Origin of the sequence: Streptomyces sp. Isolate_45 (genome assembly GCF_024721315.2) — a bacterium.
Taxonomy (GTDB): domain Bacteria; phylum Actinomycetota; class Actinomycetes; order Streptomycetales; family Streptomycetaceae; genus Streptomyces.
In genome coordinates, this window is the sequence record NZ_JANFAK020000006.1 from 64,510 (window position 1) to 84,192 (window position 19,683).

21 protein-coding genes are annotated in these 19,683 nt (G+C 72.9%); 17 read left to right on the plus strand and 4 right to left on the minus strand.

Annotation, left to right across the window (positions count from 1 at the left end; genetic code table 11):
• Positions 1-31: 31 nt before the first annotated feature.
• Positions 32-547: a 30S ribosomal protein S9 gene (gene rpsI, locus NOD94_RS03865; protein WP_281204242.1), complete on the plus strand. Its 516-nt coding sequence runs from the start codon at positions 32-34 to the stop codon at positions 545-547.
• Positions 548-682: 135 nt separating this feature from the next.
• Positions 683-2,041 carry a phosphoglucosamine mutase gene (glmM, locus tag NOD94_RS03870; protein ID WP_281204243.1) on the plus strand — a complete coding sequence of 453 codons (1,359 nt, stop codon included), beginning with the start codon at positions 683-685 and terminating at the stop codon, positions 2,039-2,041.
• 13 nt (positions 2,042-2,054) lie between these two features.
• On the opposite strand, the gene NOD94_RS03875 is transcribed toward glmM, so the two are convergent.
• Positions 2,055-3,017: a DUF389 domain-containing protein gene (locus NOD94_RS03875; protein WP_281204244.1), complete on the minus strand. Its 963-nt coding sequence runs from the start codon at positions 3,015-3,017 to the stop codon at positions 2,055-2,057.
• 31 nt (positions 3,018-3,048) lie between these two features.
• A complete protein-coding gene (gene coaA, locus NOD94_RS03880; RefSeq protein ID WP_281204245.1) occupies positions 3,049-4,068 on the minus strand; it encodes a type I pantothenate kinase in 1,020 nt (339 codons plus the stop codon).
• 312 nt (positions 4,069-4,380) lie between these two features.
• Here coaA and NOD94_RS03885 point away from each other — a divergent pair, with 312 nt between their 5' ends.
• The 8 genes from NOD94_RS03885 to NOD94_RS03920 all read left to right on the plus strand — a co-directional run bounded on the left by NOD94_RS03885 (position 4,381) and on the right by NOD94_RS03920 (position 12,293).
• On the plus strand, positions 4,381-5,154 hold the full coding sequence (locus NOD94_RS03885; RefSeq protein WP_281204246.1) for a hypothetical protein: 774 nt from the start codon (positions 4,381-4,383) through the stop codon (positions 5,152-5,154).
• 131 nt (positions 5,155-5,285) lie between these two features.
• Positions 5,286-7,133 (plus strand): glutamine--fructose-6-phosphate transaminase (isomerizing), encoded by a 1,848-nt coding sequence (glmS, locus tag NOD94_RS03890; protein WP_281204247.1) that lies wholly within the window; start codon positions 5,286-5,288, stop codon positions 7,131-7,133.
• A gap of 26 nt (positions 7,134-7,159) precedes the next feature.
• Positions 7,160-7,528, plus strand: a complete 369-nt coding sequence (locus NOD94_RS03895) for a holo-ACP synthase (protein WP_281204248.1) — start codon at positions 7,160-7,162, stop codon at positions 7,526-7,528.
• A 27-nt stretch (positions 7,529-7,555) separates the two neighbouring features.
• Positions 7,556-8,968 (plus strand): NAD(P)H-hydrate dehydratase, encoded by a 1,413-nt coding sequence (locus tag NOD94_RS03900; RefSeq protein ID WP_281204249.1) that lies wholly within the window; start codon positions 7,556-7,558, stop codon positions 8,966-8,968.
• A 105-nt stretch (positions 8,969-9,073) separates the two neighbouring features.
• A complete protein-coding gene (gene alr / locus NOD94_RS03905) occupies positions 9,074-10,222 on the plus strand; it encodes an alanine racemase (protein WP_281204250.1) in 1,149 nt (382 codons plus the stop codon).
• A 17-nt stretch (positions 10,223-10,239) separates the two neighbouring features.
• Positions 10,240-11,415, plus strand: coding sequence for an alpha/beta hydrolase (locus NOD94_RS03910; protein WP_281204251.1), 1,176 nt, complete (start codon positions 10,240-10,242; stop codon positions 11,413-11,415).
• The gene (gene tsaE / locus NOD94_RS03915; protein ID WP_281204276.1) at positions 11,372-11,920 is read left to right on the plus strand and encodes a tRNA (adenosine(37)-N6)-threonylcarbamoyltransferase complex ATPase subunit type 1 TsaE; all 549 of its coding nucleotides are present in this window, start codon (positions 11,372-11,374) and stop codon (positions 11,918-11,920) included. Before NOD94_RS03910 ends, tsaE begins: the two co-directional genes overlap by 44 nt.
• Before the next feature lie 187 nt (positions 11,921-12,107).
• Positions 12,108-12,293, plus strand: coding sequence for a hypothetical protein (locus NOD94_RS03920; RefSeq protein ID WP_281204252.1), 186 nt, complete (start codon positions 12,108-12,110; stop codon positions 12,291-12,293).
• Positions 12,294-12,424: 131 nt separating this feature from the next.
• Here the strand turns inward: NOD94_RS03920 and NOD94_RS03925 are convergent, their stop codons facing one another.
• Positions 12,425-12,982, minus strand: coding sequence for a hypothetical protein (locus NOD94_RS03925; protein ID WP_281204253.1), 558 nt, complete (start codon positions 12,980-12,982; stop codon positions 12,425-12,427).
• Between the two features lie 136 nt (positions 12,983-13,118).
• On the opposite strand from NOD94_RS03925, the gene tsaB reads away from it, so the two are divergent.
• From tsaB to NOD94_RS03950, 5 genes are all read left to right on the plus strand, one after another.
• On the plus strand, positions 13,119-13,781 hold the full coding sequence (tsaB, locus tag NOD94_RS03930; RefSeq protein ID WP_281204254.1) for a tRNA (adenosine(37)-N6)-threonylcarbamoyltransferase complex dimerization subunit type 1 TsaB: 663 nt from the start codon (positions 13,119-13,121) through the stop codon (positions 13,779-13,781).
• 26 nt (positions 13,782-13,807) lie between these two features.
• Entirely contained in the window at positions 13,808-14,290 is a 483-nt protein-coding gene (rimI, locus tag NOD94_RS03935; RefSeq protein WP_281204277.1) for a ribosomal protein S18-alanine N-acetyltransferase, read from the plus strand.
• A complete protein-coding gene (gene tsaD, locus NOD94_RS03940; RefSeq protein WP_281204255.1) occupies positions 14,283-15,446 on the plus strand; it encodes a tRNA (adenosine(37)-N6)-threonylcarbamoyltransferase complex transferase subunit TsaD in 1,164 nt (387 codons plus the stop codon). Before rimI ends, tsaD begins: the two co-directional genes overlap by 8 nt.
• Complete coding sequence (locus NOD94_RS03945) at positions 15,443-15,715, plus strand: hypothetical protein (protein ID WP_281204256.1); 273 nt, start codon at positions 15,443-15,445, stop codon at positions 15,713-15,715. Before tsaD ends, NOD94_RS03945 begins: the two co-directional genes overlap by 4 nt.
• 133 nt (positions 15,716-15,848) lie before the next feature.
• Positions 15,849-16,517: a hypothetical protein gene (locus NOD94_RS03950; RefSeq protein WP_281204257.1), complete on the plus strand. Its 669-nt coding sequence runs from the start codon at positions 15,849-15,851 to the stop codon at positions 16,515-16,517.
• Between the two features lie 27 nt (positions 16,518-16,544).
• Here NOD94_RS03950 and NOD94_RS03955 read toward each other — a convergent pair whose 3' ends face one another.
• Complete coding sequence (locus tag NOD94_RS03955) at positions 16,545-17,747, minus strand: methyltransferase domain-containing protein (RefSeq protein WP_281204278.1); 1,203 nt, start codon at positions 17,745-17,747, stop codon at positions 16,545-16,547.
• A gap of 108 nt (positions 17,748-17,855) precedes the next feature.
• On the opposite strand from NOD94_RS03955, the gene NOD94_RS03960 reads away from it, so the two are divergent.
• Positions 17,856-18,770, plus strand: coding sequence for a polysaccharide deacetylase family protein (locus NOD94_RS03960; RefSeq protein ID WP_281204258.1), 915 nt, complete (start codon positions 17,856-17,858; stop codon positions 18,768-18,770).
• Entirely contained in the window at positions 18,770-19,651 is an 882-nt protein-coding gene (locus tag NOD94_RS03965) for a polysaccharide deacetylase family protein (protein WP_281204279.1), read from the plus strand. Before NOD94_RS03960 ends, NOD94_RS03965 begins: the two co-directional genes overlap by 1 nt.
• Positions 19,652-19,683: the final 32 nt, after the last annotated feature.

Below are 19,683 nucleotides of genomic sequence, written 5' to 3' on the forward strand. Positions count from 1 at the left end.
CCCTAAGACGTAGAAAATTCTGAGGAGCATCGTGGCCGAGACCACCGCCGAGACCCCCGTCGAAGAGTTCGAGGGCGTCGAGGAGTACACCACCGAGTCCGAGGTTGTCGCCGAGGGCGACTACACCTCCGAGTCGCTTGCCGGTCGCTTCGGTGACCCCCAGCCGGCCGCCGGCCTGGGTCGTCGCAAGAACGCCATCGCCCGCGTCCGGATCGTTCCGGGCACCGGCAAGTGGAAGATCAACGGTCGCACCCTTGAGGACTACTTCCCCAACAAGGTGCACCAGCAGGAAGTCAACGAGCCCTTCAAGCTCCTGGAGCTCGACGGTCGCTACGACGTCATCGCCCGCATCTCGGGTGGCGGCGTCTCCGGCCAGGCCGGTGCCCTGCGCCTCGGTGTCGCCCGTGCGCTGAACGAGGCGGACGTGGACAACAACCGCCCGGCGCTGAAGAAGGCCGGCTTCCTTTCCCGCGACGACCGTGCGGTCGAGCGCAAGAAGGCCGGTCTCAAGAAGGCCCGTAAGGCTCCGCAGTACAGCAAGCGTTAATCTGCGCCTGCTGTTCTGCAACGAAACCGCCCCGGCAGCACTCTCTGTGCTGCCGGGGCGGTTCGTTTACCGCCATAAGCGGCAAATACCTGTCACTAGCGGTCACAAGCGAAGCGTGAACTCGGGAGGACAACAGTGGGACGACTCTTCGGGACGGACGGTGTACGGGGCGTCGCCAACGCGGATCTGACGGCCGAGCTCGCGCTCGGCCTCTCCGTGGCGGCCGCACACGTACTGGCCGAGGCGGGCACCTTCGCGGGCCACCGGGCCACGGCGGTCGTCGGCCGCGATCCGCGTGCGTCGGGCGAGTTCCTGGAGGCCGCGGTCGTCGCGGGCCTCGCGAGCGCCGGCGTGGACGTCCTGCGCGTCGGTGTGCTGCCCACCCCGGCGGTGGCGTATCTCACCGGTGCGCTGGGCGCCGACCTCGGCGTGATGCTCTCCGCCAGCCACAACGCCATGCCCGACAACGGCATCAAGTTCTTCGCGCGCGGCGGGCACAAGCTCGCCGACGACCTGGAGGACCGGATCGAGTCGGTCTACGAGGAGCACCGCACGGGCGCGCCCTGGGACCGGCCCACCGGCTCCGGCGTCGGCCGGGTCTCCGACTACACGGAGGGCTTCGACAAGTACGTCGCCCACCTGATCGGCGTCCTGCCCAACCGTCTGGAAGGCCTCAAGGTCGTCCTCGACGAGGCGCACGGCGCTGCGGCGTACGTGTCCCCGGAGGCCTTCGCCCGCGCCGGGGCGGAGATCATCACCATCGGCGCCGAGCCCGACGGGCTGAACATCAACGACGGCTGCGGATCCACCCACCTCGGCCTGCTGAAGCAGGCCGTCGTGGAGCACGGCGCCGACTTCGGCATCGCCCACGACGGCGACGCCGACCGCTGCCTGGCCGTGGACCACGCCGGCGCGGAGGTCGACGGCGACCAGATCCTCGCGGTGCTGGCCCTGGCCATGCGCGAGGCGGGCCAACTGCGCGAGAACACCGTGGTCGGCACCGTCATGTCGAACCTCGGCTTCAAGCTGGCGATGGAGGCCGAGGGCATCCAGGTCGTGCAGACCGGGGTCGGCGACCGCTACGTGCTGGAGTCGATGAAGGAGCACGGCTACGCGCTGGGCGGCGAGCAGTCCGGCCACGTGATCATCCTCGACCACGCGACGACGGGCGACGGCACCCTCACGGGCCTGCTGCTGGCGGCGCGGATCGCGGCCACCGGCCGGTCCCTGGCCGAGCTGGCCGGCGTGATGAAGCGACTGCCGCAGATCCTGATCAACGTGCCCGACGTGGACAAGTCCCGGGTGACGACCTCGGGCGAGCTGGCAGCGGCGGTCACCGAGGCCGAGCGCGAGCTCGGCACGACCGGCCGGGTGCTGCTCCGTCCGTCCGGTACGGAGCCGCTCGTACGGGTGATGGTGGAGGCCGCCGACATCGAGCAGGCCCGCGCGGTCGCCGGGCGGCTCGCGGACGTCGTGAAATCGGCGCTCGGCTAGGAGAACGCACGACTCAACGGCCGGGGGCCCCGCCCTTGGCCCGGCGGATCCAGCGTCCCTGCTGGGTCCGCCACAGTGCTTTCTGCCCGTACAGGGTCAGTACGCCGGCCAGCATGATCCCGCCCAGGTTCAGCAACAGTTGCTCCACCGAGCCCCACATCTGGGCGAACTCCGCGTAGCCGAGGGCCACGGCCGCGTTCGCGGCGGCCGGGACGGTGGTCACCGAGATGGCGACGCCGACCAGCGCCCCCGACTTCGCGGAGGTCAGGGACAGCATCCCGGCCACGCCCGCCAGCAGCGAGACCACGAAGGAGAACGGGTCCGGCTGCCAGATGAACCCGGTGTTCGGGCGGGGCCGGTCCAACATGCCCGGCTCGAACTGCCCGATCGCGTCCATGCCCAGGGTGAAGAGGGTGGTGGCGGCCATCGCCGCCGCGAAGCCGATCAGCAGCGCGGACAGGGACCGCAGCGCGAGCCGCGGCTCCCGCCGCACGACCCCGACGCACACCCCGGCGAGCGGACCGAACTCCGGGCCGACCGCCATCGCGCCCACGACCAGGATCGCGTTGTCGAGCACCACGCCGCAGGCCGCGATCATCGTCGCGAGGATCATGAACGCGCAGTAGGTGATGGTGAGCGTCGAATCCTCGTGGGTGGCCTCCGTCAGCTGCTTCCACAGCACGGCGTCGGCGGCCTCGCCGGGAGCCTCCTCCTCGGCCGCGTCGGCCCGCCGCGACAGCGACAGGTCGATGTTCTCGACGGCGATCGACCCGTCCGCGTCGACACCCAGTTCCTGGAGCTCCTTGAGCAGCTCGTCCCCGGCCTCACGGGCGACGTCGCACAGCACGAGGTCGCCCGGCGGGACCCGGGCCGCGCCCTTCAGCACGACCAGATGGGTGGTTCCGACCGTCTTCTCGACGATCGCCACCACCGCGTCCGTCCGGTCCACAGGGGAGATCATCCGCAGGTGCAGCATGCCCCGACCCTAGGGCCTAGCGGGCCGCGGGCTAGAGCTTGCGCAGGCTCAGCTTCTGCACCTTGTGGTCCGGACCCTTGCGCACCACGAGGGTGGCGCGGCCGCGGGTGGGGGCCACGTTCTCCATCAGGTTCGGCTTGTTGACGGTCCGCCACATCGTCTGCGCGTACTCCAGCGCCTCCTCCTCGGAGACCTGCGTGTACTTGCGGAAGTACGAGAACGGGTTCTGGAACGCGGTCGCGCGCAGCTTGCGGAACCGGCCCAGGTACCAGCGCTCGATGTCCTCCGGGCGGGCGTCCACGTACACGCTGAAGTCGAAGTAGTCGGCGAGCCCGACGCGGGTCCGGCCGTCCTTGCCGGGCAGCGCCGGCTGGAGGACGTTGAGGCCCTCGACGATGAGGATGTCCGGGCGCCGCACCACGAGCCGCTCGTCCGGGACGATGTCGTAGATCAGGTGGGAGTAGACCGGGGCCGTCACCTCGTCCTTGCCGGCCTTGATGTCGGCGACGAAACGGGTCAGCGCGCGGCGGTCGTAGGACTCCGGGAAGCCCTTGCGGGAGGTCAGGCCGCGCCGCTGGAGCTCCTTCATCGGGTACAGGAAGCCGTCCGTGGTGACCAGCTCCACCCGGGGGTGCTCCGGCCAGCGGGCCAGCAGGGCCTGGAGCAGGCGGGCCACCGTGGACTTGCCGACGGCGACCGAACCGGCGACGCCTATGACGAACGGGGTGCCCTGCTGGGCGCCGTGCCCGTTGCCCGCGTCGCCGAGGAAGGTGTTCAGGGTGCCGCGGAGGTTGCTGGTGGCCTCGACGTACAGGTTCAGGAGCCGGGACAGCGGCAGGTAGACGTCCCGCACCTCGTCGAGGTCGATGACGTCCCCCAGACCGCGCAGCTGCTCCACCTCGTCCGCGGTGAGGGGCAGTGGCGTGCGCTCGCGCAGCGCGCTCCACTCCGCCCGGGTGAGGTCGACGTACGGGGAGGCGTCGGGGGCCCGGCGGGGGCCGGTGCGCTCCGTTGCGCGGTCCGGCGTGCCACGCGTCGGCGATGTGATCACACGGCCATTGTCGGGGCTCGGGGGCGTCCGTGGGTGGTGGGGTCGGTCACGTCGGCCGGGACGGGACGGACCGGGGCAGGTCGGACGGGGTTTCGTCGGAGGCGCGGAGGGTTGTGCGCGAGCAGGTATCGATCGGAGCCCCGGGGGGTCTCGTCAGCATCACGATTGCCGGGGCGCGTCACAATCCCGATCGCATGATCGATCGGCGCCCGTACATTGATCGTCATCGCGGCCTTGGATGCGCGCCCCGCCCGTGCGGGGCGCGGCTCGGGCTGCCCTGCTGCTCGTCGTGCCTCATGGGGGAGATCCATCGTGCGTACCGCACTCGTCCGTCGTACCGTCCTGACCGCTTCCGCGGTGTCGCTGGGCCTGCTGGTCACCGCCTGCGGTTCGGGTGACACCGACGCCAAGACGGACGCCAAGCCGTCCGCGGCCGCCAGTGCCGCGGCGTCCTCGGCCGCGCCCGGCGCGAAGGGGAAGACGGACGCGGAGGTGGCGGCCCTCGTCGTCACCCAGGCGGACCTCGCGGACCACGTGGTCTCGGCCGAGACCGCCGCCAAGGTCGTCGCGATGCCGGCCGAGGCCGAGAACGCCTCCTGCAAGCCGCTGGTCCAGATCATGGCGTCCCAGAAGAACGCCACGGCCACCGGCCTCGGGCGCACCGGCGTCAAGGACAAGGCCAAGGAGCTGCCGGCGAGCGCCTCCGCCGAGGAGAAGGTCGAGGCCGCGCTGAAGGCGATCGGCGGCGCCCAGACCCTGGTCACCGTCTCCTCGTACGACGGCAAGGGCGCCGAGGAGGCCTTCGCCGCGGTGAAGACCGCGGCCACCGCGTGCGCCGCCGGCTTCACCGTCACCTCCGACGGCGACAAGGTGAAGTACACCGGCGTCACCCCGGGTGCCGCCGTCACCGGTGGCGACGAGGCCGTGGCCTACACCGCGCCCATGGACCTGGAGGACGGCGAGAAGTCCACCACCCACTTCGTGGTGGTGCGCAAGGGCAACACCCTGGCCGGCTTCTACACCTGGGGCCTGAAGACCGAGCAGCCGAAGGCGGTCGTCGACGCGCAGGTCAAGAAGCTGGGCTGAGTCGTGTGCGCCCGACCGGGCGCACGTGTTCGAACAGGTCGTCAACCCCGTTCCGGTGGATTCCCCGGAGCGGGGTTTTCGTCCTGTTCGGGTACGGGGCACGGGGCCGACATCGGCGTACGCTGCCGCCTATGTGCGGAATTGTGGGTTACGTAGGAGCGCAATCGGCGCTCGATGTGGTCATCGCCGGACTGAAGCGGCTGGAGTACCGCGGCTACGACTCGGCGGGCATCGCCGTGCTCGCCGACGGGCAACTCGCCAACGTCAAGAAGGCCGGCAAGCTGGTCAACCTGGAGAAGGAACTCGTCGGGCAGCCCCTGCCGGCCGGCTCCACCGGCCTCGGGCACACCCGGTGGGCCACCCACGGAGGGCCCACCGACGTCAACGCCCATCCCCATCTGGACAACTCCGGCCGGGTGGCCGTCGTCCACAACGGCATCATCGAGAACTTCGCCGAACTGCGCGGCGAACTGGCCGAGCGCGGGCACCGGCTGGAGTCCGAGACCGACACCGAGGTCGTCGCGCACCTGCTCGCCGAGCAGTTCGCCGTGTGGGGGGACCTCTCCGAATCCATGCGCCGGGTCTGCCGTCGCCTCCAGGGCGCCTTCACCCTGGTCGCGGTGCACGCCGACCAGCCGGACGTCGTCGTCGGAGCCCGCCGCAACTCCCCGCTGGTGGTGGGCGTGGGCGAGGGCGAGAACTTCCTCGCCTCGGACGTCGCCGCCTTCATCGCGCACACCCGCTCCGCGATCGAACTGGGCCAGGACCAGGTCGTGGAACTGCGCCGCGACGGGGTCGTGGTCACCGACTTCGACGGGGCGCCCGCGGAGGTGCGGGCGTACCACGTCGACTGGGACGCCTCCGCGGCCGAGAAGGGCGGCTACGACTACTTCATGCTCAAGGAGATCGCCGAGCAGCCGAAGGCCGTCGCCGACACCCTCCTGGGCCGCATCGACGGCAGCGGCCTGCTGACCCTCGATGAGGTCCGCATCCCCACCTCGGTGCTCCGCGAGGTCGACAAGGTCGTCATCGTGGCCTGCGGCACCGCCTACCACGCCGGCATGATCGCGAAGCTGGCCATCGAGCACTGGACCCGCATCCCCTGCGAGACCGAGCTGGCCAGCGAGTTCCGCTACCGCGACCCGATCCTCGACCAGCGGACGCTCGTCATCGCCATCTCGCAGTCCGGCGAGACCATGGACACCCTGATGGCCCTGCGGCACGCCCGCGAGCAGGGCGCCAAGGTGCTGGCCGTCTGCAACACGAACGGCTCCACGATCCCGCGCGAATCGGACGCCGTGCTCTACACGCACGCCGGCCCCGAGGTCGCCGTCGCCTCCACCAAGGCGTTCCTGACGCAGCTGGTGGCCTGCTACCTCGTCGCCCTCTACCTGGGGCAGGTCCGCGGCACCAAGTGGGGCGACGAGATCCGGGCCGTGATCCGGGAGCTGTCGGACATCGCCGCCGCCGTGGACACCGTGCTGGAGACGATGGAGCCCGTACGGGCCCTCGCGCGCTCCCTCGCCGACAAGGACACGGTGCTGTTCCTCGGCCGGCACGTCGGCTACCCGGTGGCGCTGGAGGGCGCGCTCAAGCTCAAGGAGCTCGCGTACATGCACGCCGAGGGCTTCGCGGCGGGCGAGCTCAAGCACGGGCCGATCGCCCTGATCGAGCAGGACCTGCCGGTGGTCGTCGTCGTACCGTCACCGCGCGGCCGGTCCGTGCTCCACGACAAGATCGTGTCGAACATCCAGGAGATCCGGGCCCGCGGGGCGCGGACCATCGTGATCGCGGAGGAGGGCGACGAGGCGGTCGTCCCGTACGCCGACCACCTGATCCGGATCCCGGCGACGCCCACCCTGCTCCAGCCGCTGGTGGCGACCGTGCCGCTCCAGGTCTTCGCCTGCGAGCTGGCGACCGCGCGCGGCAACGAGGTCGACCAGCCGCGTAACCTCGCCAAGTCGGTGACCGTGGAGTGAGCGATCAGTAGGGCTGGTTCGTTGCTGTGATTGTCGGTGTGGGGATTGACGTTGCCGAGATCGAGCGGTTCGGCGCCGCGCTGGAGCGCACGCCGAACATGGCGCACCGCCTCTTCCTCGAATCCGAGCTGACGCTGCCGAGCGGCGAGCGACGCGGAACCGCCTCGCTCGCCGCCCGCTTCGCCGCCAAGGAAGCCCTCGCCAAGGCCCTCGGCGCGCCCGGCGGGCTGCTGTGGACCGACGCCGAGGTGTACGTGGAGGACACCGGCCGGCCCCGGCTGCGCGTCTCCGGGACGGTCGCCGCGCGGGCCGAGGCCCTCGGGGTGAAGTCCTGGCACATCTCGCTGAGCCACGACGCCGGAGTGGCGTCGGCCGTGGTGATCGCCGAGGGCTGACCGTCCTTTTCGGGCAGGCTGGTGAGCATGCGTACTGCTTACAGCGTGGAGACCGTACGGGCCGCCGAGCGCGAGCTGATGGCCCGGTTGCCCGAAGGCACCCTCATGGCCCGGGCGGCGGCCGGACTGGCCGTCGTCTGCGCGGGCCTGCTCACGCGCCGTCGCGGCCGGGTCTACGGGTCGAAGGTCGTGCTGCTCGTCGGACCCGGCGACAACGGCGGCGACGCCCTGTACGCCGGCGCCCGCCTGGCCCGGCGCGGCGCCGGGGTGACGGCCGTGCCGATGGATCCCGAGCGGGTGCACGCGGGCGGGCTCGCCGCGCTGCGGGCCGCCGGAGGGCGACTCGCGCCGGCCGTCCCGGCGCGGGCCGACCTCGTCGTGGACGGACTGCTCGGCATCGGCGGCCGTGGCGGACTGCGGCCGGCCGCCGCCGCGCTCGTGGAGCGGGTGCCGGACGGGGCGCTCGTCGTCGCCGCCGACCTGCCCAGCGGGGTCGACGCGGACACCGGGGAGACGGCGGGCCCGGCCGTCACGGCCGGGGTGACGGTCGCCTTCGGGGCGTACAAGCCCGGGTTGCTCATCGACCCGGGGGCGTCGCTGGCCGGCGCCGTACGGCTCGTGGACATCGGGCTGGAGCTGCCCGTCCCCGACCTGGAGGCCCTGCAACACGCCGACGTGGCCCGGCTGCTGCCCGCCCCCACGGCGTCGAGCGACAAGTACCGGCGGGGCGTCGTAGGGATCGTCGCCGGGTCCGACCGCTACCCGGGCGCGGCGGTCCTGGCCGTGGCCGGAGCCCTGCGCGGCGGCGCCGGCGCCGTCCGGTACTTGGGCCCACCGGCCGTCGCGGAGGCCGTGCTCGCGCGGTACCCGGAGACCCTGATCGGGCGCGGCCGGGTACAGGCGTGGGTCGTCGGGCCGGGCATCGGCGACGGGCGCGGCGCGGAGGTCGCCGAGGCGCTGGCCGACCCGGACGCGGCGGTGCTCGTCGACGCCGACGGGCTGCGCGGACTGGACCCGGCCGTGGTGCGCGGACGCCGGGCGGCGACCCTGCTGACCCCGCACGCGGGCGAGGCCGCGGCCCTGCTCGGGGTGGACCGGGCGGCGGTCGAGGCGGGCCGACTGGCCTCCGTACGGGCGCTGGCCGCACGGTACGGGGCGACGGTCCTGCTGAAGGGGTCGACGACGTTGGTGGCCTCCGGCGCGGCCCCCGTGCGGGTCAATCCGACCGGGACCCCGTGGCTCGCGACCGCCGGGAGCGGTGACGTGCTGTCCGGGCTGGCCGGATCGCTGCTCGCGGCCGGGCTCGGCGGGGTGGACGCCGGGTCGGTGGCGGCGTACCTGCACGGCCTGGCCGCCCGCCGCGCCTCGGCCGGAGCCCCGGTGACGGCCCACGAGGTGGCGCGGGCCCTGCCCGAGGCGTGGCGCGACGTCCTGCGCTGACGCGCCGCCCGTGCGGTGGGTTTTTGTCCCGGAGGGTCGGATTGGCCCCGTACCGCGGCCGGTGCGGGGCGGGCGGTACGGGGCGGTTCTGAGAGACTGACCTCGATGAACGAGACACCGACGCGCGTGTACGCCGAGATCGACCTTGACGCAGTACGGGAGAACGTACGCGCACTGCGCGCGCGGGCGCCCCGTTCCCGGCTGATGGCCGTCGTCAAGGCGAACGCCTACGGGCACGGGGCCGTCCCCTGCGCCCGGGCGGCCCGGGAGGCCGGCGCCGACTGGCTCGGGACCGCGACCCCCGAGGAAGCGCTCGAACTGCGGGCCGCCGGCATCGGGGGACCGGTGCTGTGCTGGCTGTGGACCCCCGGCGGCCCCTGGCGGGAAGCCATCGAGGCCGACGTCGACGTGTCCGTCAGCGCGATGTGGGCCCTGGACGAGGTCCGCGCCGCGGCCCGCGCCGCCGGCCGACCCGCCCGCGTCCAGCTCAAGGCCGACACCGGCCTCGGCCGCAACGGCTGCCAGCCCGCCGAATGGGCGGAACTGGTCGGCGCCGCCGTCGCCGCCCAGGCCGAGGGCACCGTCCAGGTCACCGGCGTCTGGTCGCACTTCGCCTGCGCCGACGAGCCGGGCCACCCGTCCATCCAGCTCCAGCTCGCCGCCTTCCGCGACATGCTCGCGTACGCGGAGAAGGAGGGCGTCGACCCCGAGGTCCGGCACATCGCCAACTCCCCGGCCACGCTCACCCTCCCCGAGAGCCACTTCGACCTCGTCCGACCGGGCCTCGCCGTCTACGGCGTCTCACCGGCGCCCGAACTCGGCACCCCCGCCCAACTCGGCCTGCGCCCCGCCATGACCGTCCGGGCGTCCGTCGCCCTGGTCAAGACGGTCCCCGCGGGCCACGGGGTGAGCTACGGCCACCACCACGTCACCGAGTCCGAGACGACGCTCGCGCTCATTCCCGCCGGGTACGCCGACGGGTTCCCGCGGAACGCCTCCGACGCCGGCCCCGTCCTGGTCGGCGGCCGGATCCACCACGCGGCCGGGCGGATCGCCATGGACCAGTTCGTCGTCGACCTCGGATCCGACCCGGGAGCCGCGGAGCTCCGGGCCGGCGACGAGGCCGTCCTGTTCGGTGACGCCGAACGGGGCGAACCCACCGCCGAGGACTGGGCTCGAGCGGCGCATACGATCGGGTATGAGATCGTCACCCGTATCGGAGGCCGGGTCCCCCGGGTGTACCTGGGCGGCTGAGTGAGGACGGCGACGGCATGAGCGAGAACTGGCGCAAGGCGGGCTGGGCCGGCGCGGCCATCGGCGTGCTGGCGGCGGGCGCGGCGGCCGGTGTCGCCGTCGAACGGATCACCGTCGGACGTGGCCTGCGGATGAAGGCGCGCCTCGCGCTCGACGCGGCCGGCGACTACGGCTCCCTGCGCGGCACCGAGGGCACCTGTCGGGCCGAGGACGGCACCGAGCTCCACTACGAGACCGACGAACTGCCCGACGACGGCAAGAAGCGGCGCCCGCGCCGCGCGGACACCGCCGGCGCCACCGTCGTCTTCTGCCACGGCTACTGCCTCGGCCAGGACTCCTGGCACTTCCAGCGCGCCGCCCTGCGCGGGGTGGTCCGCAGCGTCTACTGGGACCAGCGCAGCCACGGCCGCAGCGCGCGGGGCGTCGCCCAGGCCGAGGGCGTACCGGTGACCATCGAGCAGCTCGGCCGGGACCTGAAGGCCGTCATCGACGCCGCCGCCCCCGAGGGCCCCCTCGTGCTCGTCGGCCACTCGATGGGCGGAATGACCGTCATGGCCCTCGCCGAGCAGTTCCCCGACCTGGTGCGCGACCGCGTCGTCGGCGTGGCGCTCGTCGGCACCTCCAGCGGCCGCCTCGACGAGGTGACCTACGGGCTGCCCGCCTACGGCCTGGGCGCCGTACGCCGCGTGCTCCCGGGCGTGCTCAGGGCCCTCGGCTCCCAGACCGAACTGGTGGAGCGGGGCCGGCGGGCCACCGCCGACCTCTTCGCGGGCATGATCAAGATGTACTCGTTCGGTTCGAGGGACGTGGACCCCGGCGTCGCCCGCTTCGCCGAGCGGCTGATCGAGGCGACCCCGATCGACGTCGTCGCCGCGTTCTACCCGGCGTTCCAGACCCACGACAAGACCGCGGCGCTCCAGCGGTTCGCGGACATCCCCGTCACCGTCATCGCCGCCGACCGGGACATGATCACCCCGCCCGAGCACAGCGTGGCCATCAAGGAGACGCTGCCGGCCGCCGAACTGGTGGTGCTGGAAGGCGCCGGGCACCTGATGATGCTGGAGCGCCCCGACATCGTGACCGGGCTGCTGACCGGCCTCCTGGCGCGCGCGGGAGCCCTTCCCGCAGCGACTAACGTTGGGACGCATGATGGAAGAAGTACCGCGGGAAGCGCCGCGCAGCCCGGCCGCTGAGGTCCTCGCCGGAACCGCCGCCGAAACCCTGATCACCGTCGACTCGCCCGCCTCCATGCAGGACCTGGGCCGCAGGATCGCCGGCCTGCTGCGCCCCGGCGACCTCGTCCTGCTGACCGGCGAGCTCGGCGCGGGCAAGACCACCCTGACCCGTGGCCTCGGCGAGGGGCTCGGCGTCCGCGGGGCGGTGACCTCCCCGACCTTCGTGATCGCCCGCGTGCACCCGCCCCTGGCCGACGGGCCGGCGCTGGTGCACGTGGACGCGTACCGGCTGGGCGGCGGGCTCGACGAGATGGAGGACCTGGACCTCGACGTCTCGCTGCCCGAGTCCGTGGTCGTCGTCGAATGGGGCGACGGCAAGGTGGAGGAGCTCTCCGACGACCGCCTGCACGTGGTCATCGGCCGGGCGGTCGGCCACGAGGAGGTCCTGGACGACGTGCGCGAGGTCGCGGTGCGCGGCGTCGGCGCGCGCTGGGTCGGAGCGGGGTTGGCGGGATTGGCGTAGCGCGGCGTCGGCGCCCGGGATCGGCCGGTCGGGGAGCGTCCCGGGCGTCCCGCCGGGGCTCCTCGCGCGAAAAGGTACCGACAAGTCGTCGGGAAAACATTGCGCTCCCGGCGGGCTGCGTGGTCACATGGTACTCAGCACTGGTTAGGTTTACCTAAGTACGGTGTCCCGGGTTCAGGAGGCAGCCATGTCGGCAGCAGGAGCAGAGCGAGCGCCCGTCGTGTCCATGCGGGTCCTGCTCGCGGCGGGCGCGGCCGCCACGGCGGTCTCGACCCCGCCCTCGTGGCTCGGCCGGTCCCCGGAAGCACCGCGGGCCGTCGCCGTGCCGCCCGCGCACGGCGAACAGGCCGCCCCGGAGTCGGAAGCGGCCTGATACCCACGTACGGGTGAAACGCGTCGGGAGACGGCCGGGCGGCCGGGAGACGGCGCGTCGGTCGGGAGACGGCGCGAAGTCGGGAGACGGCGCGAAGTCGGGAGACGGCGCGTCGGTCGGACCGCGTCGGGTCAGGGAACGACGACGATCTTCGCGCCGATCGTGGCGAACGCCCACATCGCGTCGCCGTCCGCCCGCGCCATGCGGATGCCGCCGGTCTTCTTCGTCAGGTCCGGCGCCGGCGTCGCGCCGTCCACGCGGGCACTGAAGCCGACCGCGACGCCCTCGGTGCTGGTGAACCGCACGACGTGCTCGATCGGCACCCCGTCCGTGCCCGTGACCGAACCCGAGCGCGACGTGACCACGTAGCCGCCGGGCACCGGGTTCACCGAGCTCGGCACCACCGTGAACGTCCGCGGCTCCGGAGCCCCCTCCGTGACCAGCCACACCCGCTTCTGGGCCAGCGAGTAAACGACGCGCGTGCCGATCCCGGAGTCGGCCGGCACGGCCCCCGGCTTCGCCGGCTGCTGGGCCTGGGCCTGATCGGGGGCGGCGGGCGCGGGGGCGGTCGGAGCCGCCTTCGGGGGGAGCGCCGGCGCGGTCGCCGAGGCCTGGTAGCCGAGGAACGCGACGGCGGCGATTGCCGCGACCGTGAGCCCGGCCACGATTCCCGAGCTGCTGCGTGCCACCTTGCTCCACCTCTCCGCGCCTGTGTGTGGACCTGCGTCCGGACTTGGGTGCGATACCCCGGTCGAAAGGTAGCAGCAGGACCGCCCGACGCCCCGGCCGCAAGGCCCTGGGGCCCGGGAGTCGTAGGCTGTTCGCGTGCTCTTGCTCGCTGTAGATACCGCCACGCCCGCCGTCACCGTCGCCCTGCACGACGGGGAGTCCGTCCTCGCCGAGTCGAACCAGGTCGACGCCCGCCGCCACGGGGAGCTCCTGCTGCCCTCCGTGGACAAGGTCCTCGCCGAGGCCGGGCTGAAGCTCGAAGCCGTCACCGGCATCGTCGTGGGCGTCGGCCCCGGCCCCTACACCGGGCTCCGCGTCGGCCTCGTCACCGCCTCCACCTTCGCCTCCGTCCTCGGCGTCCCGGTCCACGGCCTGTGCACCCTCGACGGACTCGCGTACGCCGCGGGCGCCGCCGGCATCGAGGGCCCCTTCGTCGTCGCCACCGACGCGCGGCGCAAGGAGGTCTACTGGGCCCGGTACGAGGACGCCCGCACCCGGACCGGCGAGCCCGCCGTGGACCGCCCGGCCGACATCGCCGAGCGCGTCGCCGGACTGCCCGCCGTGGGCCAGGGCGCCCACCTCTACCCCGAGGTGTTCACGGACGCGCGCGCCCCCGAGCACCAGTCGGCCGCCTCCCTCGCGGCCCTGGCCGCCGAACGGCTCGCGGCGGGCGCGGAGTTCCTCCCGCCCACCCCGCTCTACCTGCGCCGGCCCGACGCCCAGGTGCCCAAGAACTACAAGGTGGTCACCCCGAAGTGACCCCCGAGACCCCCGCGCTGCGCGAGATGCGCTGGTGGGACATCGACCCGGTGCTGGAGCTGGAACACGAGCTCTTCCCCGACGACGCCTGGTCCGCCGGCATGTTCTGGTCCGAACTCGCCCACGCGCGCGGCCCGCACGCCACCCGCCGCTACGTCGTCGCCGAGGACCCGGCGACCGGCCGCCTGGCGGGCTACGCCGGGCTGGCCTCCGCCGGTGACCTGGCCGACGTACAGACCATCGCGGTCGCCCGCGAGCAGTGGGGCACCGGCCTCGGAGCCCGGCTGCTGTCCGAACTGCTGCGCGCCGCGACCGCCTTCGAATGCGCCGAGGTGCTGCTGGAGGTCCGGGTCGACAACACCCGCGCCCAGCGGCTCTACGAGCGCTTCGGCTTCGAACCGATCGGCTTCCGCCGCGGCTACTACCAGCCCGGGAACGTCGACGCGCTCGTGATGCGACTGACCGACCCCGCACAAGCACGAACTGAGAGCAGTGAGAGCAATGGCTGACGAACCTCTCGTCCTCGGCATCGAGACCTCCTGCGACGAGACCGGCGTCGGCGTCGTCCGCGGCACGACCCTGCTCGCGGACGCCATCGCGTCGAGCGTCGACGAGCACGCCCGCTTCGGCGGCGTCGTGCCCGAGGTCGCCTCCAGGGCCCACCTGGAGGCCATGGTCCCCACCATCGAGCGCGCCCTGAAGGAGGCCGGCGTCAGCGCCCGCGACCTCGACGGCATCGCGGTCACCGCCGGCCCCGGGCTGGCCGGAGCGCTGCTCGTGGGCGTCTCGGCGGCGAAGGCGTACGCGTACGCGCTGGGCAAGCCGCTCTACGGGGTCAACCACCTCGCCTCGCACATCTGCGTCGACCAGCTGGAACACGGGCCGCTGCCCGAGCCGACCATGGCGCTGCTGGTGTCCGGCGGCCACTCCTCGCTGCTGTTGGCCCCGGACATCACCTCCGACGTCCGTCCGCTCGGCGCGACCATCGACGACGCCGCCGGCGAGGCCTTCGACAAGATCGCCCGGGTGCTCCAGCTCGGCTTCCCCGGCGGCCCGGTCATCGACCGGCTCGCGCGGGAGGGCGACCCGAAGGCGATCAACTTCCCGCGCGGTCTGACGGGGCCGCGCGACGCGGCGTACGACTTCTCCTTCTCCGGCCTCAAGACGGCCGTCGCCCGCTGGATCGAGGCGAAGCGGAAGGCGGGCGAGGAGGTGCCGGTGCGCGACGTGGCCGCCTCCTTCCAGGAGGCGGTGGTGGACGTGCTGACCCGCAAGGCGATCCGTGCCTGCAAGGACGAGGGCGTCGACCACCTGATGATCGGCGGCGGTGTCGCCGCCAACTCCCGGCTCCGCTCGCTCGCGCAGGAGCGCTGCGACGACGCGGGGATCATCCTGCGCGTGCCGCGGCCGAAGCTGTGCACGGACAACGGCGCGATGGTCGCGGCGCTGGGCGCCGAGATGGTCAAGCGGAACCGGCCGGCGTCCGACTGGGACCTGTCCGCCGACTCCTCGCTGCCGGTGACCGAACCGCACGTCCCCGGGGTGTCGGGCGGGGACGATTCCGGCGACGCGCACGGGCATGGTCACGGTCACGGTCACGGTCACGGTCACGGGCATGACCACGACCACGTGCACGAGCTGAGCAAGGACAACCTGTACTCGTGAGCACCGTCGCGCTGATGTGGGAGGCCCGGGCCGTCGAGGGTCGGGGCAACGAGCTGCTGGAGTGGGCCCGGGCGCAGGTCCTGGCCCGGGAGCCGGTGCGTCGTGAGGTACTGCGGGGCGGCCAGGACCGGGTGCTCGTCATCACCTGGTGGGAGGCCGTCGAGGGCACGGCGGCGGAGCTGCCCCAGCTGCCGGAACCGGCCGCCGACCTGATCACGCGGGCCGTGCACCGGTGGCGGTTCGAGTCGGTGGAGGTCACGGGCGGCTGAGGCCGCGGGCGGGGTCCTCCGTGCCCGCGGGCCGGCCGCCGGCCGCCGGGCCCGGGGTCCCGGTCGGGCGGCCGGCCCGGGGGTCGAAGCGGGCTCCGGTGGCGCTGTACCGGCTGCCGCTATGGTCATGTCCATGTCTCGTCGTGACCTCCCGCCCCCGCCGCCGCCCGCGCACCTGCGCGAGTGGCTGGACGAGGGCGCCGTACGGGCCGACCGGGCGCGGTTCCTGGCGGACCTGAGCCGGCGCAACCTCGGCCTGGGGCGACTGTTGCTGCTCTGGGCCGTCGCCGCGCTGTTCGTGATCGGCTGGACCTTCGTCGGCATCGCCGTCACCGCCTTCGGGTCCGGCGACCCGCTCTCGTGCTTCTTCGGGTTCGTCTTCGGCCTGATCGGGTCGGGCGTGCTGGTGGCGGCCGGTTCCTGGTTCGTCCGCGGCGTCCGGCAGGAGCGGCAGCTGAGCCGACTGCTGTGCGCCTGGCTCGAAGCCGTACGGGACCCCGCCGCCACCGGCAGCGCGCTGCTGCGCGCGCCCGGGCGGAGCATGGTGTGGCTGACCGGTTCGCTCGCCCTGGGCGCGACCGGGCTCTGGGTGGCCTTCGCGGCCGCCGCCGGGGCGCGGCCGGGGGAGGGCGCGTACGGCGAGGTCGCCTACTTCATGGGACTCGGCATGATCCTGTGGATCACCGGCCTGCTGGGCCTGGCCAGGGCGGGCGTGCACCACCGCCGGCTGGCGCGCTCGGGCCGACCGGTACGGGCGGCGACCCGACCGGCCCTGCCGGTCCTCCAGGACACGGCGTACTGACGGATCCCGGCGGGGCCGGGGTCCGCGTCAGGCCTCCGGCGTCCGGGCGGGGGAGCCGATCAACATCGAGGGGGCTCCCGCCACCCGCGTCAGGAACACCGTCGCGGAGTTCGGCCCCTGCGGCTTCACCTTCCTGCGGAGCTCCTCCGGCTCGATTGCCGACCCGCGCTTCTTCACGGTCAGGATGCCGACCCCGCGCTCGCGCATCAGGGCCTTCAGCTTCTTGAGCCCGAACGGCAGCACGTCGGTGATCTCGTACGCGGTCGCGTAGGGCGTCGGGCGCAGCTCGTCGGCGGTGACGTAGGCGATGGTCGGGTCGATGAGCCGGCCGCCGAGCTCCTCGGCCACCTCGGCGACGAGGTGGGCGCGGATCACGGCCCCGTCCGGCTCGTAGAGCCAGCGGCCGACCGGACCCGCCTCCGGGTCGGGCAGCGGGTCGGTGGTGTGCAGCTGCCGCGGGCCGGGCAGCAGGGTGGCGCGTACGGTGCCGGGAGCGGTCCCGAACCACAGCACGGCCTCCTTGACGTCGCCGTGGTCGGAGATCCACTCCGCCTCGGCCTCCTCCGGCACCGCCTCGTGCGGGATGCCGGGGGCGACCTTGAGGGCCGCGTACTTCGCCGTACGGGCCGTGGCGACGGCCCACGACAGCGGCGGCGAGTACGACTCCGGGTCGAAGACGCGGCCGCGGCCGCCGCGGCGCGCGGGGTCGATGAAGACGGCGTCGTACCCGGACACGTCCACGTCCGTCACGTCCGCCTCCCGGACCTCGATCAGGTCCGCCAGGCCCAACGCCTCGGCGTTGGCCCGGGCGACGGCCACCGTCAGCGGGTCGATGTCCACCGCCAGCACCCGGATCCCGAGCCGGGCCAGGGCGATGGCGTCCCCGCCGATGCCGCAGCAGAGGTCCGCGACGCTCCGTACGCCGAGGTCCGCGAGGCGGCCCGCGCGGTACGAGGCCACCGGTGCGCGGGTGGCCATCTCGCCGCCGCCGGGCGTGAAGTACATCCGGAACGCGTCCTCGGCCCCGAACTTCGCCACCGCCCGCTGCCGCAGCCGGGCCTGCCCCAGCGCCGCCGACACCAGGGGCGCGGGGTGTTCGCGGCGCAGCCGGGTGGCGAGGGCCAGCTCCTGGGCGGGGTCGTGGTCGCGGAGCGAGTCGAGGAGCGCGTGGCCCTCGGGGGTGAGGAGCGCGGCGAAGTCTTCGGGGGTCACCGCTCCATTGTGGGCCAGTCGGTGGAAGGGAGGAGTCCGGCCGTGGTGTCGGCCGGGGCGGGTGGTTGTGCGATGTAAAGATCCGCAGCTATGCAGCTAGTACGACAAAAGGGAAAGACCGCGCACATGGGTCACCGGTCCGCGGCGCGTCCGCGCGGCCGGTACGGGGTGGCCGTGGCCGCGCTGCTGGTGGCCGCCCTCGGAACGGGATGCGGCGCCGAGGAGCAGGAGACGCCGGCCAGGACCAAGCCCGCCAAGGGCGCCGAGGCGGGGCCCGGAGCGGCGGGCGCGGCCGGCAGCGTCGCCGAACGGCTCAAGGCCGCCCAACAGGCCCGGGTCGCCGCCGCGAAGCGGTGGGGCCTGGCCAAGCCGCCCCTCGTCGCCCCGCCGGGGCCCAAGGAGAAGCCGGAGATCATCACCCGCGACGGCTTCGAGGTAGAGGACCAGGAGGAACTCCCGCCCGTCTTCACGACGGTCCCGACGGAGGACAAGGTCGTCTTCCTGACGGTCGACGACGGCGCGGAGAAGGACCCCGAGTTCATCAAGATGATGAAGGAGCTGAAGATCCCGTACACGGCGTTCCTCAGCGACTACATCGTCCGCGACGACTACCCCTACTTCAAGGAGATGCAGGCCGCCGGCGTCACCTTGAACAACCACACCCTCAACCACCGCTACATGCCGGCGCTGTCGTACGAGAAGCAGCGCCAGGAGATCTGTGGCCAGCAGGACACGATCCAGAAGCAGTTCGGCAAGCGGCCCACGCTCTTCCGCCCGCCGTACGGCAACTACAACCAGGACACGCTCATGGCGGCGAAGTCCTGCGGCATCAAGGCCGTTCCGCTGTGGAACGCCGAGGCCTTCCCGAACCGGATGGACTACCGGGAATGGGACCGCGACCTCCACCCCGGCGACATCATCCTGACGCACTTCCGGGGACGGGAGGACTGGAAGGGCACGATGCCTGACATGATCCGTCATGTCATGAAGACCGTCACGGACAAGGGGTACGCCGTGGCCCGCCTGGAGGACTACCTGTGATGTACGCGCGCCGGCTGCTGGCCGGGACGCTGACGGCCGGCGCGCTCGCGCTTTCCCTGTCGGGTTGCGGGAACAGCGTGGATCCCATCGAACGGCTCGGCCGCAAGGCCACGCAGGACGGGGCGACCCCCACGGCCTCCCCGTCCGTCGGGGCCTCCTCGTCCCCTCCCTCGTCCACGCGTTCCTCGGACGAGGCGTACCGCAAGTGGGGGCTGACCGCCCCCGTCCAGTACGCCCCCAAGCCGGACCGCAAGCCCCAACTCCCCAAGGCCACCCCGGGCAAGGCGGCGGTCGTGGACCGAATACCCGTCGCGCCGCAGGACAAGGTCGTCTTCCTGACCTTCGACGACGGCGCGGAGAAGGACCCCGAATTCCTCAAGATGGCGGCCGAACTCAAGCTGCCGATCAGCATGTTCCTCACCGACAACGTGGCCTCCGCGGACTACGGACACTTCGAGAAGCTCCGCGACAACGGCTCCGGCAGCACGGTGAACAACCACACCCTGACGCACCCGAACCTCCGGACCCTGCCCTTCGCGGCGCAGAAGAAGGAGATATGCGGCCAGCAGGACCGCCTGCAGCAGCGCTTCGGCCAGCGCCCGCCGCTCTTCCGGCCGCCGTTCGGGAACTACAACGACGACACCCTCAGGGCCGCTGCCGAGTGCGGGATCTCCTCGGTCGTCCTGTGGCGCGCGTCGATGCAGATCAACGACTTCCAGTACGCCGAGGGCTCGGCCCTCCACCCGGGCGACATCGTCCTGGCCCACTTCCGCGGCCCGTCGGAACTCAAGGGCGCGACCGAAACCCAGATGACCGCGCGCATGCTGCGCAGCATCCAGGAACAGGGCTACCGCATAGGGCGGTTGGAGGACTGGCTGTAGGTCGGGGTGGGGGACGGGGCGGGCGGGGTTTC

Excerpts from the sequence above, each read along its gene's own strand:
- NOD94_RS03875 (WP_281204244.1), bottom strand. The coding sequence starts at position 3,017 with ATGCTGCACCTGCGGATGATCTCCCCTGTGGACCGGACGGACGCGGTG.
- glmS (WP_281204247.1), top strand. The coding sequence starts at position 5,286 with ATGTGCGGAATTGTGGGTTACGTAGGAGCGCAATCGGCGCTCGATGTG.
- NOD94_RS03900 (WP_281204249.1), top strand. The coding sequence starts at position 7,556 with ATGCGTACTGCTTACAGCGTGGAGACCGTACGGGCCGCCGAGCGCGAG.
- alr (WP_281204250.1), top strand. The coding sequence starts at position 9,074 with ATGAACGAGACACCGACGCGCGTGTACGCCGAGATCGACCTTGACGCA.
- NOD94_RS03910 (WP_281204251.1), top strand. The coding sequence starts at position 10,240 with ATGAGCGAGAACTGGCGCAAGGCGGGCTGGGCCGGCGCGGCCATCGGC.
- tsaE (WP_281204276.1), top strand. The coding sequence starts at position 11,372 with ATGGAAGAAGTACCGCGGGAAGCGCCGCGCAGCCCGGCCGCTGAGGTC.
- NOD94_RS03920 (WP_281204252.1), top strand. The coding sequence starts at position 12,108 with ATGTCGGCAGCAGGAGCAGAGCGAGCGCCCGTCGTGTCCATGCGGGTC.
- rimI (WP_281204277.1), top strand. The coding sequence starts at position 13,808 with ATGCGCTGGTGGGACATCGACCCGGTGCTGGAGCTGGAACACGAGCTC.
- tsaD (WP_281204255.1), top strand. The coding sequence starts at position 14,283 with ATGGCTGACGAACCTCTCGTCCTCGGCATCGAGACCTCCTGCGACGAG.
- NOD94_RS03950 (WP_281204257.1), top strand. The coding sequence starts at position 15,849 with ATGTCTCGTCGTGACCTCCCGCCCCCGCCGCCGCCCGCGCACCTGCGC.
- NOD94_RS03960 (WP_281204258.1), top strand. The coding sequence starts at position 17,856 with ATGGGTCACCGGTCCGCGGCGCGTCCGCGCGGCCGGTACGGGGTGGCC.
- NOD94_RS03965 (WP_281204279.1), top strand. The coding sequence starts at position 18,770 with ATGTACGCGCGCCGGCTGCTGGCCGGGACGCTGACGGCCGGCGCGCTC.